Origin of the sequence: Mumia flava (assembly GCF_002797495.1) — a bacterium.
In the GTDB taxonomy this organism is placed as follows: Bacteria; Actinomycetota; Actinomycetes; order Propionibacteriales; family Nocardioidaceae; genus Mumia; species Mumia flava.
The window spans coordinates 2,145,178-2,158,468 of record NZ_PGEZ01000001.1 but is presented as its reverse complement, the minus strand read 5'-3'; the positions used below and the strand labels follow the sequence as shown (position 1 = coordinate 2,158,468).

Below are 13,291 nucleotides of genomic sequence, written 5' to 3'. Positions count from 1 at the left end.
TCAGCCCGCGGGCGGGACGTCCTCCGGGCCGAAGACCTTGACCACCTTCGTCGTGCCGACCCACCCCGGCCAGTGGTCGACGTGCAGCTGCATGAACCGCCGCGCCCACTCGACCGCCTCCTCCTTGGTCCGGACGTCGTAGAGGGCGTAGCTGACGAGCTCCTTGGACTCCGCGAACGGCCCGTCGGTGATGCTGAGCCCGTCGCCGTCGACGTCCACCCGGGCGCCGAACGCGCTGGGTGTCAGTCCCGCGAAGTCGACCAGGCTCCCGGCCTGACCGGCCTCCGCGCCGAGCGCGGCGATCGCCTCCATCAGCTCGGCGGGTGGGGGCCCGTCGGGCGCCGTCGCCTCGAGCAGGGTGAAGTAGCGCATGTCCGTCTCCTCTGTCGACTCGAGCTCACGCGGCCCGGGTGTTCCGATACTGGTCCACGGCGAGGGCCGTCAGCCAGCCGAAGACCGTGATGACGGCGGCGGTGAACGCAAGGTTGCCGGCGGCGGCACCACCGCTCGCCCCCATCGCGACGAAGCCGGCGAAGAACACGACGGCTGCGACTCGCGACGCCAGCGCGGCTCGCTGACGACCCTCCGCCCCGTACCGGCGGGCGATGACGAAACCTGCTGCGGCCAGGCACGTGAAGCCGATCGCCGCCGCCGCGAGGTGGATCGTCCCGTGGGTCGAGAACGTGCCGGGACCGTCCGGCGTGCCGAGCGGGAAGCCGTACGACGGGTCGGCGCGGAACGCGGCCGCCACCATCATCGCGACACCGAAGCCGCCGACCAGGCGCGGCGCCCAGCGCGACCCGGGACCGTCGGTGAGGCTGCGGTTCAACCCGATCGCGAACGCAAGCACCATGAGGCCGGTGAGGGTGAGGTTCACGACCTGGATCCAGCCGAGGTCTCCGAGGGCGAGCTGGCTCCAGGCGTGGGTCGTCGGATCGAACCCGTCGCGCGTGAACGCCTGCACGAGGCTGACGGTCACGTAGAACGGGCCGGCGATGATGCCGTAGCCCAGCAGCGACCGGGTGATGCGCTGCTCGGGCGTACAGGGGGTGGCGGTGGTCGGCGTGCTGGCGGTGGTGGTCATCGTGTCCTCCTGGGGTCGGCCGTCCGCTTCGTACGGGCGGCTCTTCACCCCCTCCACGAACGGAGGCCGGGCCTTTCGACATCGCCTCGCGACGTGTTCCGGATTTTTTTCTCGCACGCCGTGCGCGCACGCCGTACCAGGAGTCCAGACCTACCCGCGTTTGCGCAGCCCGATCACCCCGATGAGCGCAGCGCCTCCGTACGAGGCGTGAACACGGGAGTGACTCGGGACCACGCCGCCGGTGACTCGCGAGCCCGCCGCGCGTGACCCGCGAGCTAGAGGGCGAGGCCGACGTACTTGGTCTCGAGATACTCCTCGATCCCCTCGGCGCCGCCCTCGCGGCCGAACCCGCTCGCCTTCACCCCGCCGAACGGCGCGGCCGGATTGGAGACGATGCCCTGGTTCATCCCGACCATCCCGGTCTCCAGGCCTTCGTAGACCTTCACCGCGCGACCGAGGTCCTGGGTGAACGCGTACGCGACCAGCCCGTACTCGGTGTCGTTGGCCATCCGCAACGCCTCGTCGTCGCTGGAGAACCGGAACACCGGGGCGACGGGACCGAAGATCTCCTCCGAGTAGACCTTCGCCGACTCGGTGACGTCGGCGAGGACGGTCGGCGGGTAGAAGTACCCGGGTCCGTCCGGGACCTCGCCGCCGGTCAGGACCTTCGCTCCCGAGTCGACCGCATCCGAGACCAGCTCCACGACCTTGTCCCGAGCCGCGGACTCGACCAGCGGACCGACCTCGGTCCCCTCGGCCGAGCCACGTCCCACCGTCATCGCGCCCATCCGCTCGGCCAGCCGCGTGGAGAACTCGTCGGCGACCGAGTCGTGCACGAGGAAGCGGTTCGCGGCCGTGCAGGCCTCCCCGACGTTGCGCATCTTGGCGAGCATCGCGCCGTCGACGGCCTTGTCGAGGTCCGCGTCGGAGAACACCAGGAACGGCGCGTTGCCGCCGAGCTCCATCGACACCCGCAGCAGACCTTCGGCGCTCTGCTCGACCAGCCGGCGCCCGACGCCGGTCGAGCCGGTGAAGGTGAGCTTGCGCAGCCGGGGATCGCGGATCAGCGGCTCCATCACCTTGCCGGTCGACGTCGTCGTGACGACGTTGAGCACGCCCTCCGGCAGTCCGGCCTCGGTCAGGATGTCGGCGAGCGCGAGCATGGTCAGCGGAGTGAGCTGGGCCGGTTTGATCACCATCGTGCAGCCGGCCGCGATCGCGGGGCCGATCTTGCGGGTGCCCATCGCGAGCGGGAAGTTCCACGGCGTGATCATCAGGCATGGGCCGACCGGCTGCTTGAGGGTGAGCAGCCGGGTCGCGCCGTTCGGGGCGACGGAGTAGCGGCCCGAGATCCTGACGGCCTCCTCGGAGAACCACCGGAAGAACTCGGCGCCGTACGCGATCTCGGCCTTCGACTCCGACAGCGGCTTGCCCATCTCGAGCGTCATCAGCAGGGCGAGATCGTCGGCGCGCTCGGTGATCAGCTCGAACGCCTTGCGCAGGATCTCGCCACGGTCACGCGGCGGAGTCTTCGCCCACTCCTCCTGCTTCGCGACCGCCGCGTCGAGCGCTGCGGTGCCGTCAGCGACCGACGCGTCGCCGACCGAGGCGATCGTCTCGCCGGTCGACGGGTCCTCCACCTCGAAGGTGGCACCGGACTCGGCGTCGCGCCACTGTCCTCCGACGAACAGCCCGGTGCTCACACCCTTGACGACCTCGGCCTCGTGACCCTGCAGCGACATCCTGGTCCTCCTCGACTCGGCTACCCCTCGATCCTGCCGCGCCGATCGCTGCCACGCCACACTCGCGACGGAGACCCGATCTCACGCCGGTCGTACGGGGGTCAGCCGTGCTGCACGCCGGCGGCCTTGCGGCGAGCTCGGAGGCGACGCGACCGCAGTCGGCGCCGCAGGTCGCGGGACGACGCGCCCTCCTGCCACGCGTCCCAGAGCACCCGACCCTCGACGGTGTCACGCGACCGGTACGCATCCGCCACGCCCGTCAGGTGCAGCTGCTCCTCGAGAACCTGATCACCGAGATCACCCGCGCGCTCCCGCACGTGCTGCGCCTGCTCGTACGCGCGGACCACCTGACGCTTGTCGGTCTCCCAGAGATCAACAAGATCGGAGGGGGGGGTGAAGATCACGCGCTGATCGTCCCACACGGCGTCCGGGCCGCGCTCCCGAACGTCGACGGTCAGCGCTCGGCGGCCCGGTCGCGTGACAGTCTGCTACCTACGCCCAGCACGGCGACGGCGCGGCGTGGTCGGCGGCGTCTCGTCCGAGACGCCGTTGGTGTCAAGACGTCGCTGACGACGAGTCGTGCGCAAGGGTTTGACCGTCCGACCGAACAGGTCGTCCAACGCGCGCACGCATATCGCCCGCTGTGAGGCTCGGCCGCCCGGGTGGTCCCGCCGGTCTCGATCGCTTCTCCGCTCGCGCCTCGACCAGCGAGGGAACGCCGCGGCCCCTCGATAGTCTGGCCAACTGAGAGGCTAGTAATAGGCCTGATCTCTGGCTAAACTTTCTCCATGGGATCGTCGGTGCCACTCAGTGAAGCCAAGGACAGGCTCTCTCACCTCGTGGAGGCTGCCGAGTCGACGCACGAGATCACCACGATCACGCGCCACGGCAGGCCGGCCGCTGTCCTCATGTCGGCTGACGACCTGGAGTCGCTCCAGGAGACGGTGCACTGGTTGGCGCAGCCCGAGATCGCCGACGCGATCCTCTCCGCCGAGCGCGAGTACGCTACGGGCGACACCATGTCGGGTGAGGACCTCCGCGCGGCGTTCGGGCTCCCAGATCAGTGACGGACTCGCGCTACGCGGTCCAGGTCAGTCGTGGCGCGGCCCGCGATCTTCGGCGGCTCCCGCCGCGCATCGCCGTCGCGATCGTCGAGTTCATCACCGCGGTCCTGCCGGAGAACCCTGCCAGGCTGAGCAAGCCCCTGACCGGCGATCTCGCGGCGTACCGGTCTGCTCGCCGCGGTGACTACCGCGTACTGATCCGGGTCGACGAGTCCGAGCGGACCGTCCTGGTGATCCGCGTCGACCACCGCGCGCACGCGTACCGCCCCATGTGAGGCTCGGCCCAAGGAGTCCCTCCGGGGGTCTCGATCGCTCGCTCCGCTCGCGCCTCGACCAGCGACATTGCTCGCTCGTGACCAACGCGACCGGCTCAGGCCGGGGGGACGACCACCCACGGCTCGCGCGGGAGCGCGGCCGGGTCGAAGCGCTCCAGCATCTCCCCTGCCGTCCGAGCCTCGGTCATGCCGAGCGACTCGGCGATCCACGCGACGACGTCGTCCACCGCGAGCCCGCGCTCGGCCAGGTCCGCCAGCGTCACGGCACCGTCGCGCTTCGCGAGCCGCTGCCCGTCGGCGTTGAGTGCGAGCGGCACGTGGGCGTACGTCGGGGGTGCGATGCCGAGCAGGGTCGCGAGGTAGGCCTGCCGGGGCGCGGAGCTCAGGAGGTCGTCGCCGCGCACGACCTGGTCGACACCGATGGCTGCGTCGTCGACGACGACCGCGAGGTTGTACGCGACCACGCCGTCGTTGCGCATCAGGACGACGTCGTCGACCGGGCCCGTGTAGGCACCGTGCAGCAGGTCCGTCACCGTCGCCTCGACCACCTCGGACGCGAGCCGGATCGCCGCCGGCCTCTCGGTGCGCCGGGCGTCGCGCTCCGCGGTCGACAAGGTCCGGCACGTCCCCGGGTAGAGGCCGGGCGTGCCGTGGGGGGCCGACGCGGCCTCCGCGATCTCGCGGCGCGTGCAGAAGCACTCGTACGTCCGGCCGGCGTCGACGAGGGCCTGCAGCGCCGCGGTGTACGCGTCGCCGCGCTCGCTCTGCCGCACCAGCGGCGGATCCCACTCCAGTCCGACGGCCGCGAGGTCGTCGAGCTGGCGCTGCTCGGCGCCCGCTCGAACGCGATCGAGGTCCTCGACCCGCATCCGGAACGATCGGCCGGTCGACCGGGCGAACATCCACGCCAGCAGGCCCGTCCGCAGGTTGCCGACGTGCAGGTCCCCCGACGGGCTGGGTGCGTAGCGCCCGGTGCCGCTCACGCCACCCGCCGCACCGACGGGTGAGCCGCGACCACCTCGGGATGCAGGATCGACGCCAGCGCCTCCACGCCGTCGACCACCCTCGGGCCGGGGCGTACGACCAGTCCGTCGGCGTCGATCGCCCAGACCGGGACGTCGGGCAGCTGCTCGGCAACCGCGCGGGCCTGCGCAGACGCGTCCTCCAGACCGAACCCGCACGGCGCCACGACCACCGCGTCCGGGCGCGCCGCCCGCAGCGCGTCCCAGGTCGACGGACGCGACCGCTCCCCTGCGTACCCTGCCACGCTCGTACCGCCGGCCAGCTCCACCATGTCGGGGATCCAGTGACCGCCCAGGTAGAGCGGATCCACCCACTCGACGACCGCCATCCGCGGCCGCGGCCGCGACGCCGTGGCGACCGCGACGTCCGCGAGCCGGCACCGCATGTCGGCGACGAGCGCGTCCCCCCGGTCACTCACGCCCGCATGGGCAGCCACCTCGGCGATGCCCGCGACGATGTCCCCGACCGAGCGCGGGTCGAGCGTGACCACCTCGGCGTCACAGCCGAGACGTGCGAGCGCTGCCTCGACGTCGCCCGAGGGTACGGCGCACACCGCGCACAGGTCCTGCGCGAGCACCAGCTCGGGATCGAGCCCGGCCAGGGCACCGGGGGCGATCGCGGGACCGGATCCGACCGCGGCAGCGCGGGCGACCTGCTCGTCGATCTCGGCCGGCGACAGCCCGGCGGTCGCGACGGCCCGGGTGACGATGCGTCGCGGACCACCCGCGCCGACGTCGCACTCGTCGGTGACCGCGACGAGCCGCTCGTCCAGGTCGAGGGCCAGCACGATCTCCGTCGCCGCGGGGAGCAGGGACACGATTCCGCTCATGGGACCGGCATCCTACGCGTACGGGTGGGGGTGTGGTCTCGACAGGCTCGACCGACGGGCGTGGGGGCGGGGTCTCGATCCTCGCTGCGCTCGGCCTCGACCATCGGGCGTGCGGGGTCTCGATCCTCGGGGAGGGCGGTACTCGAGGCGCGAGCGGAGCGAGTGATCGAGAGTCGACCGACGGGAGTCGTCAGGGCCGCGTGGGACGATCGAGAGGTGACCAGCGACGCAGCGCCGACTCTCGAGTGGCGCTGGCGCCCGCAGGAGCCGGTCGACGTGCGGCGCACGCTCGGGATGCTCGGCAAGGGTCCGTACGACCCGGCGCACGCGGTCGCTCCCGACGGCGCGGTGTGGCGTGCGAGCTCGATGCCGTCCGGTGCCGTGACGTACCGCGTCACCGTCCGGGACGGCGAGGTGGTCGCGCACCTGTGGGGGGACGGTGCCGCCGACGCCGCCGACGAGCTCGGTCCGCTGCTCGGGCGCGACGACGACTGGAGCGGGTTCGAGGCCCGCCTCCCGCTGGTGGCGGAGGCACGACGGCGACACCCGGGTCTGCGACTCCCGACCCAGCGCAGGATCTTCGAGACGCTGGTGCCGATCGTGATCGAGCAGCGCGTCCCGGGGGTGGACGCGTACGCCTCGTGGCGACGGCTCGTGCGCCGGTACGGTGCGCCGGCGCCGGGCCCCGTACCGCGCCCGATGTGGGTGCCGCCCAGCGCGGAGCAGTGGCGTGCGGTCCCGTCGTGGGCTTGGCACCGCGCCGGCGTCGACCCGGGGCGCGCCCGCACCGTCGTGGCGGCGGCGCAGCGCGCGAGCGCCGTCCAGCGCCTCGTCGACCTGCCCGTCACCGAGGCGTCCCGTCGCCTGCGATCGCTGGACGGTGTCGGCGCCTGGACCGCGGCCGAGGTGATGGTGCGCCTCGGTGACGGCGACGCCGTCTCGGTCGGCGACTACAACCTGGCCAAGGACGTCGGGTGGCTGTTCGACGGCTCGCCGGGGGACGACACCCGCATGCTCGAGCTCGTCGAGCCCTGGCGTCCGCACCGGGGCCGCATGCTCCGCCTGCTCCTCGCGTCCGGGGTGCTCGTACGGCCCCGCCGCGGACCACGGATCACCCGCGAGGACCACCGCGCCCGCTGATCCGCCCGGTGACCCGCGAAGTCGCCCGATCTCGGTGACAATGGACGGGTGCGACACGTGGGGGCGGTCGCGGTACGGGTGCTCCTCCTGGTCGGGGTCTGGGTCGTGCTCGGCAGAGCGGTCGGCCTGGCCGTCGGTCAGACGCCCGACGCGACCATCACAGCGTCCGTCGCGACCACGACGGCGTGGTTCGCGGTGGCGGGGTTCGTCGCGCTCCTCGACGCTCGCCGGGACCGGCTCCCGCGCTACCCGCTCGTGCTGTGGGTGGTGGTGTGCATGCTCACCTCGGTCGCGTGCGTGACGTGGCAGTGGGCGTCAGCCGCCCTCAGCGCGCACCTGTGGGTCGGCTCCGACCTGCTGGACGATCTCGGGTACCTCACGCCGGGCCTGCTCGTCGGATCGACGGTGTGCGCGATGATCGGGCTCGCGCTGGGGCGCCGCGACGCCGCGGCAGCCCGAGCGGTGGCACTGCCTGAGTCCCGGGAGGCGACCGAGGATCAGCGTCCGCTGACCCGGTCCGCGACCCGCGCGAACCACGAGGTCGTCGACGCCGCAGGGGAGTCCTCGCGCCGGTCCGCGGTGCGGTAGGCCGCGTACATCGCCTGCACCCCGAGCCAGCGCAGCGGTTCCGGCTCCCACCTGCGTGCCCGTCGGCCGACCCACGGAAGCGTGACCAGGGCGCTGTCGCGGTCCAGGATCAGGTCGCGCAGCGTCCGGCCGGCGAGGTTCGTGGTCGCGACACCGTGCCCGGTGTAGCCGCCCGCGGCCGCCAGACCGGTCCCCCGATCGAGCGTGACCGTCGAGCACCAGTCGCGAGGCACGCCGAGCACACCGGCCCACGCGTGGTCGATCCGCGCGTCGGCGGTCTGCGGGAACCGGCGCACCAGCACGTCGCGCAGGCTCGCGACCGTGGCCTCCTGCGTGTGCCCGGCCTGGTCGGTCGTCGACGCGTAGCGGTACGGGACGCCGCGCCCGCCGATCGCGATCCGCCCGTCGGCGGTGCGCTGCGCGTACATGTACGCGTGGGCCATGTCGCCGATCGTCTCCAGCCCGTCCCAGCCGATCGCGTCCCAGACGTCGTCCGCGAGCGGCTCGGTCACGAGCATCGCGGAGTTCATCGGGAGCCAGGTGCGGCGCAGCCCGGGGATCCGGGCGGTGAACCCCTCGGTCGCGCGGACCACGACGTCGGCCGTGACGGTCCCGTACGGCGTGACCGCGCGTCGTGGCTCGATCGCGGTGACCGGACTCGACTCGTGGATCGTGACTCCGAGCCGCTCGACGACCTCGGCCAGGCCCAGCACCAGCTTCGCGGGATGCACCCGCGCGCAGTGCGGCGTCCACAGCCCCAGGGCCGCGTCGGCGACCCGGACACGCTCCGCGAGTGCAGGCGCGTCGAGCACCTCGTGGTCCTCGTCCCCCCACCCGTGCAGGTACGCCGCCTCCTGCCGCAGTCGCTCGACCTGCGGGCGGCTGCACGCCACGGACAGCTCGCCACCCTTCACGACGTCGGCGTCGACGCCCTCGGTCCGCAGCACGTCGATCACCTCGTCGACGGTGTCCTTCATCGCCTGCTGGAGTGCCAGCACGCCGTCCCGACCGTGCGTGCGCGCGTACCGCTCCCGTGACCCCGCCAGCGCCGCCGTCAACCAGCCGCCGTTGCGACCCGAGGCCCCGTACCCGCAGAACTCCGCCTCCAGCACGACGATCCGCAGCGTGGGATCGGCCTTCGCCAGGTAGTACGCCGTCCACAGTCCGGTGAGCCCGCCCCCGACGATCGCGACGTCAGCCGTGACGTCACCGCCCAGAGCCGACCGGGTCGGCTCGGTCCGGCCGAGCGAGGTGAGCCAGTACGAGACGCCGCCGTTGATCACAGCGACACCGCCTTTCCGGAGACGCGGACCCGGGAGGACTCCCGGGAGAGCTGGACCTGCAGCAGGCTGGGTCGGCCGAGGTCGACCCCCTGCTCGATGGTGAACGACGCGTCCGGCTCGACCAGACCGTGGTGCGCGAGATACGCCCCGAACGCTGCTGCCGCGGCCCCGGTCGCGGGGTCCTCCACCACGCCGCCGACCGGGAACGGGTTGCGCGACTGGTAGCCACCGAAGCGGTCGGGCCAGATCAGCTGCACGGTCGTCAGCCCCGCACCGAGCATCGCGTCGCGCAGCCGGTCGACGTCGTACGCCAGCCGGGTCAGCCGGTCCCGGGTCCGGACCACGAGGACGAGGTGGCGCGCACCGGCGTCGGCGACCGACAGCGGATACGCCGGATCGAGGTCCGCCCGGTCCCAGCGCAGAGCGCCGAGCGCCTCGTCGACGAGATCAGGATCCGCCGGCTCGACGGACGGCTCCACGCTGGTCAGCGTCGCCCACAGTGCACCGTCGAGCCGGGTCGTGTCCACGTCGACGAGACCGGACGGGGTGTGCAGCGCGAACCCGCCGACACCGTGCCGCTCGGCCAGTGCGACCCCGCTCGCGATCGTCGCGTGCCCGCAGAACGGAACCTCGACCCTCGGCGCGAAGTACCGGACGTCGTACGCCCGGTCCTCCCCGGCACGCGGCACGAGGAACGCCGTCTCGGAGTAGCCGACCTCGGCCGCGACCGCGAGCATCTCGTCGGCCGACAGCCCGGTCGCGTCCAGCACGACTCCAGCGGGATTCCCTCCGGACGGGTCGTCGGTGAACGCGGCGTAGCGCAGGATCTCGGTCACGAGCAGAGGCTACGCCGCGCCGTCGCGTCCACGATTTGTCGGGTTCTCGACTGATTGCGCGAGCCGATTCGGTACGCAACCCGACGAATCGCGGACGCCGTCGCCGCGGCGGCTCAGCGGTGGAGGCGCAGCATCCAGTCCGGGGGCACCCGCTCGGACGGGCCCGGAGCCGGCTGGTCCGCAGGGCGTGACGTCGGCGGCGCCAGCTCGGGACCGACGAGGATCGCCTCCTCCGCGTAGTCGAACCACCAGTCCTCGCCCGGCTCGTACGACTGGGCGTAGCGATGACCGGTCGACCGGTAGTGGGCCGTGGCGTGCTGCGCCGGCGACGAGTCGCAGCACCCGACGTGGCCGCAGGTCGCGCACCGCCGCAGGTGGAACCACCATCCGGGCGGGTCCGCCCCCTCGCAGTCCGCGCAGCCCGGGCCGCTCGGCGCCACCTCGGTGTCGACACCTTCGGTCATGCTCTCCCCCGTCGGACGCGGGCACCGACCCCCGTACGGACCCTCGTGGGCCTCAGGCTACGTCGCCGGATCGCGGGCCGCACGAGGGATCGCGTGGAAGGATCAGAAGCATGAGCGACGAGCGCAGCGACGAGGGCTTTGCGCAGCGGTGGGTGTACGGCAACCCCGAGGCCGCGCTGACGATCACCGAGTTCGGCGACCTCGAGTGCCCGTACTGCGGGGCCGCGGCCCCCGTGCTGCGCGAGCTCGTGGACACCTCCGAGGACCAGGTCCGGCTGGTCTGGCGACACTTCCCGCTCTACACGGTGCACCCGTTCGCGCTGACCGCGGCGCTGGCAGCGGAGGCGGCCGGCCGGCAGGGGGCGTTCTGGCCGATGGTCGAGAAGCTGTTCAAGCACCAGGACCGGCTCGACGACGCGTCGATCGTGGAGTACGGGCGGTTCCTCGAGCTCGACACCTCGACCCTGGTCGGCGACGCGGCGCAGCAGTACGCCGAGGCGGTCCGGGCCGACTACGCCGACGGGATCGCGCTCGGGGTCCACGGGACGCCGACCCTCTTCGTCGAGGACACCCCGTACCTCGGGAAGGTCACTCTCAACGACCTGCGCGACGAGCTCGGGCTCTCGCGGCGCGGTGCGTCGCGGGCCCGTTCCTAGCAGACCCGCGCGGGCGACCGTCACGGCCGGATGGATCGCGTGCCGGGTCAGGCCGGCGGGCGCCACGGCGTGGCAGGAGCACGCCACGGCCCCTCGGGGAGCGGGGGCGGGCCGTCCTCCTCGTCCGGCGAGCACAGCGACATCCGCTCTCCGAAGTACCGGACGATCAGCGCCCCGGCGATCGCCGACACGACCGAGCCCACGAGGATCCCGACCTTCGCCTCGTTGACCAGCGCCTCGTCGTCGAAGGCGAGCTCGCTGATGAACAGAGAGATCGTGAACCCGATCCCGCACAGGAACCCGCCACCGATCAGGTGGCCGTAGCGCACCTGCCCGGGCAGGGCGCCGAGGCCCGTGCGCAGCGCGATGGCCGCGCCGGCGACCACGCCGAGCGCCTTGCCGACGAACAGACCCACGACGACTCCCAGCGTCACCGGGCTGGACAAGGCGTCCGAGACCTCCTCCGCACCCAGGACGACGCCGGCGTTCGCGAGACCGAACGCGGGCACGACGAGGTAGGAGCTCAGGGGGTGCAGCGCCTCCTGGAGACGGTCACCGGCCGGTACGGCGGCGCGGGCGGCGCTGACGGCGAGCCTCGAGCGGATCGGGTCGGTCTCCTCGACCAGAGCCCGACCGTAGAAGGAGAGGTAGCGCCGCAGCTCGTCGCGGTGCACCTCCTTGCGGGTCGGCATCAGCAGACCGACCGCGACGCCCGCCAGGGTCGGGTGCAGGCCGGACTCGAGCACCGCGACCCACAGGCCCGCTCCGACCAGCAGGTACGGGGTGACCTGCCAGACCCCCGTCCACCGCATCGCCGCGAGCACCACGACGAGGCCGACGACGAAGGCGAGTGCCATCGGGTCGAGCGCGTCGGCGTAGAAGATCCCCATCAGCGCGATCGCCCCGATGTCGTCGAAGATCGCCAGGGTCAGCAGGAAGACCCGCAGCTGGTCCGGGCACCGCGGGCCGACCAGCGCGAGGATGCCGATCACGAACGCCGTGTCCGTCGACATCGGGATCCCCCACCCCGCCGCGTCCGGGCCGGACGGGTTGATCGCCAGATACAGCGCGATCGGGACCGCGAGTCCGCCCACGGCTCCGAGGAACGGGACCGACGCGGCGCGTGGGTGGCGCAGCTCGCCGACGGTCAGCTCCCGGTTCACCTCCAGACCCACCACGAGGAAGAAGATCGCCATCGCCCCGTCGTTGACCCAGTGGTGCAGCGACAGGTCGATCCCCCAGTCGCCGATGTCGACGGTCGCGTGGGTGTCCCAGAAGTGGTGGTAGGAGTCGCCGGGGAGGTTCGCCCACACCAGCGCGATCGCGGACGCGGCGAGCAGCAGGGTCGCGCCGCCCGCCTCGGTCGAGAAGTAGCGGCGCAGCCCCGGCGACAGCCGCGGGTACGGGACCACGACGCGCGGGCGCGGTCCGGGCAGCGGCGGGACCCCGGTCGGGACGGGCTCGGTCACGGGCCGATCTTTCCAGCGCGCCGCCGGATCCGCACTACGCGCCGACGTGGACGAGGTCCGAGATCGCACGCTCGATCGCGTTGAAGTCGGGTGCGTTCACGTCACGGTGGTCGCCGAGGTCCACGTCGACGATCTTCTCGATCCGGCCCGGCACACCGTGCGATGGTCCCCCGGTCATCACCACGACCCGGTCGGCGAGGTAGACCGCCTCCTCGATGCTGTGGGTGACGAACACGACGGTCGCCGACGTCTCCGCGTGGATCCGCTTCAGCTCGTGCTGCATCGAGGTGCGGGTGAGGGCGTCGAGCGCGCCGAACGGCTCGTCCATGAGCAGCAGAGCCGGCTCGTTCGCCAGCACGCGCGCGATCGCGACCCGCTGCTGCATGCCTCCGGACAGCTCCCCGGGGAAGCGGTCGGCGAAGCGGCTCAGCCCGACGGTCTCGATGTAGCGTGCGGCGATCTCCTTCGCGCGGCGGCGCGGGACCCGCCGCTGACGGGGCCCGTACCGGACGTTCTCCGAGACCGTCAGCCACGGGAAGAGCCCGTAGTCCTGGAAGACCACGCCGCGTCGCGGGCTCGGGCCGGTCACCGGCGCGCCGCCGACCTCGACCTGACCGTCGGTGTGGTCCTCGAACCCGGCCAGGATGCGGAGCAGGGTGCTCTTGCCGCACCCCGACGCCCCGACGACGGCGAGGAACTCCCCCGCCGGCACGTCGAGGTTGAGACCGCCCAGCGCTTCGACGCCCTCGCCGACCGGGCCGTACCACTTCGCCATCTGCTCGATCCTGACCTGGCCCTCGAGCGGGACGGGGGGTTCGATGCGTGCCATCACAGACCT

16 protein-coding genes are annotated in these 13,291 nt (G+C 72.5%); 5 read left to right on the top strand and 11 right to left on the bottom strand.

Annotated elements, in window-relative coordinates; genetic code table 11:
* From CLV56_RS10265 to CLV56_RS10250, 4 genes are all read right to left on the bottom strand, one after another.
* A complete protein-coding gene (locus CLV56_RS10265) occupies positions 1 to 372 on the bottom strand; it encodes a YciI family protein (protein WP_039363552.1) in 372 nt (123 codons plus the stop codon).
* A 25-nt stretch (positions 373 to 397) separates the two neighbouring features.
* On the bottom strand, positions 398 to 1,084 hold the full coding sequence (locus CLV56_RS10260; RefSeq protein WP_039363551.1) for a DUF998 domain-containing protein: 687 nt from the start codon (positions 1,082 to 1,084) through the stop codon (positions 398 to 400).
* Positions 1,085 to 1,359: 275 nt separating this feature from the next.
* A complete protein-coding gene (locus CLV56_RS10255; RefSeq protein ID WP_039363542.1) occupies positions 1,360 to 2,826 on the bottom strand; it encodes an NAD-dependent succinate-semialdehyde dehydrogenase in 1,467 nt (488 codons plus the stop codon).
* 101 nt (positions 2,827 to 2,927) lie between these two features.
* Positions 2,928 to 3,230 (bottom strand): hypothetical protein, encoded by a 303-nt coding sequence (locus CLV56_RS10250; RefSeq protein ID WP_157805131.1) that lies wholly within the window; start codon positions 3,228 to 3,230, stop codon positions 2,928 to 2,930.
* Between the two features lie 384 nt (positions 3,231 to 3,614).
* Here CLV56_RS10250 and CLV56_RS10245 point away from each other — a divergent pair, with 384 nt between their 5' ends.
* A complete protein-coding gene (locus CLV56_RS10245; protein WP_039363538.1) occupies positions 3,615 to 3,893 on the top strand; it encodes a type II toxin-antitoxin system Phd/YefM family antitoxin in 279 nt (92 codons plus the stop codon).
* Complete coding sequence (locus tag CLV56_RS10240) at positions 3,890 to 4,165, top strand: type II toxin-antitoxin system RelE family toxin (RefSeq protein ID WP_039363536.1); 276 nt, start codon at positions 3,890 to 3,892, stop codon at positions 4,163 to 4,165. Before CLV56_RS10245 ends, CLV56_RS10240 begins: the two co-directional genes overlap by 4 nt.
* 95 nt (positions 4,166 to 4,260) lie before the next feature.
* On the opposite strand, the gene gluQRS is transcribed toward CLV56_RS10240, so the two are convergent.
* Positions 4,261 to 5,148 (bottom strand): tRNA glutamyl-Q(34) synthetase GluQRS, encoded by an 888-nt coding sequence (gene gluQRS, locus CLV56_RS10235; RefSeq protein WP_039363534.1) that lies wholly within the window; start codon positions 5,146 to 5,148, stop codon positions 4,261 to 4,263.
* Complete coding sequence (locus CLV56_RS10230; RefSeq protein WP_039363533.1) at positions 5,145 to 6,017, bottom strand: ABC transporter substrate-binding protein; 873 nt, start codon at positions 6,015 to 6,017, stop codon at positions 5,145 to 5,147. Before CLV56_RS10230 ends, gluQRS begins: the two co-directional genes overlap by 4 nt.
* A gap of 216 nt (positions 6,018 to 6,233) precedes the next feature.
* On the opposite strand from CLV56_RS10230, the gene CLV56_RS10225 reads away from it, so the two are divergent.
* Complete coding sequence (locus CLV56_RS10225) at positions 6,234 to 7,157, top strand: DNA-3-methyladenine glycosylase family protein (protein ID WP_100414782.1); 924 nt, start codon at positions 6,234 to 6,236, stop codon at positions 7,155 to 7,157.
* 48 nt (positions 7,158 to 7,205) lie between these two features.
* Complete coding sequence (locus CLV56_RS10220) at positions 7,206 to 7,745, top strand: hypothetical protein (protein ID WP_157805130.1); 540 nt, start codon at positions 7,206 to 7,208, stop codon at positions 7,743 to 7,745.
* Here CLV56_RS10220 and CLV56_RS10215 read toward each other — a convergent pair.
* The 3 genes from CLV56_RS10215 to CLV56_RS10205 form a co-directional block, all read right to left on the bottom strand.
* The gene (locus CLV56_RS10215; RefSeq protein WP_039363531.1) at positions 7,655 to 9,028 is read right to left on the bottom strand and encodes an NAD(P)/FAD-dependent oxidoreductase; all 1,374 of its coding nucleotides are present in this window, start codon (positions 9,026 to 9,028) and stop codon (positions 7,655 to 7,657) included. The genes CLV56_RS10220 and CLV56_RS10215 overlap by 91 nt on opposite strands.
* Positions 9,025 to 9,864, bottom strand: a complete 840-nt coding sequence (locus CLV56_RS10210) for a PhzF family phenazine biosynthesis protein (RefSeq protein ID WP_245857745.1) — start codon at positions 9,862 to 9,864, stop codon at positions 9,025 to 9,027. The genes CLV56_RS10215 and CLV56_RS10210 overlap by 4 nt, the downstream gene beginning before the upstream one ends.
* 113 nt (positions 9,865 to 9,977) lie before the next feature.
* Positions 9,978 to 10,328, bottom strand: a complete 351-nt coding sequence (locus CLV56_RS10205) for a UBP-type zinc finger domain-containing protein (RefSeq protein ID WP_039363528.1) — start codon at positions 10,326 to 10,328, stop codon at positions 9,978 to 9,980.
* Positions 10,329 to 10,438: 110 nt separating this feature from the next.
* Between CLV56_RS10205 and CLV56_RS10200 the strand changes: the two genes are divergently transcribed.
* Positions 10,439 to 10,984 (top strand): DsbA family protein, encoded by a 546-nt coding sequence (locus tag CLV56_RS10200; RefSeq protein WP_039363525.1) that lies wholly within the window; start codon positions 10,439 to 10,441, stop codon positions 10,982 to 10,984.
* 47 nt (positions 10,985 to 11,031) lie between these two features.
* On the opposite strand, the gene nhaA is transcribed toward CLV56_RS10200, so the two are convergent.
* The gene (nhaA, locus tag CLV56_RS10195; RefSeq protein ID WP_039363523.1) at positions 11,032 to 12,453 is read right to left on the bottom strand and encodes a Na+/H+ antiporter NhaA; all 1,422 of its coding nucleotides are present in this window, start codon (positions 12,451 to 12,453) and stop codon (positions 11,032 to 11,034) included.
* A gap of 34 nt (positions 12,454 to 12,487) precedes the next feature.
* On the bottom strand, positions 12,488 to 13,282 hold the full coding sequence (locus CLV56_RS10190) for an ABC transporter ATP-binding protein (RefSeq protein ID WP_039363521.1): 795 nt from the start codon (positions 13,280 to 13,282) through the stop codon (positions 12,488 to 12,490).
* Positions 13,283 to 13,291 lie beyond the last annotated feature (9 nt).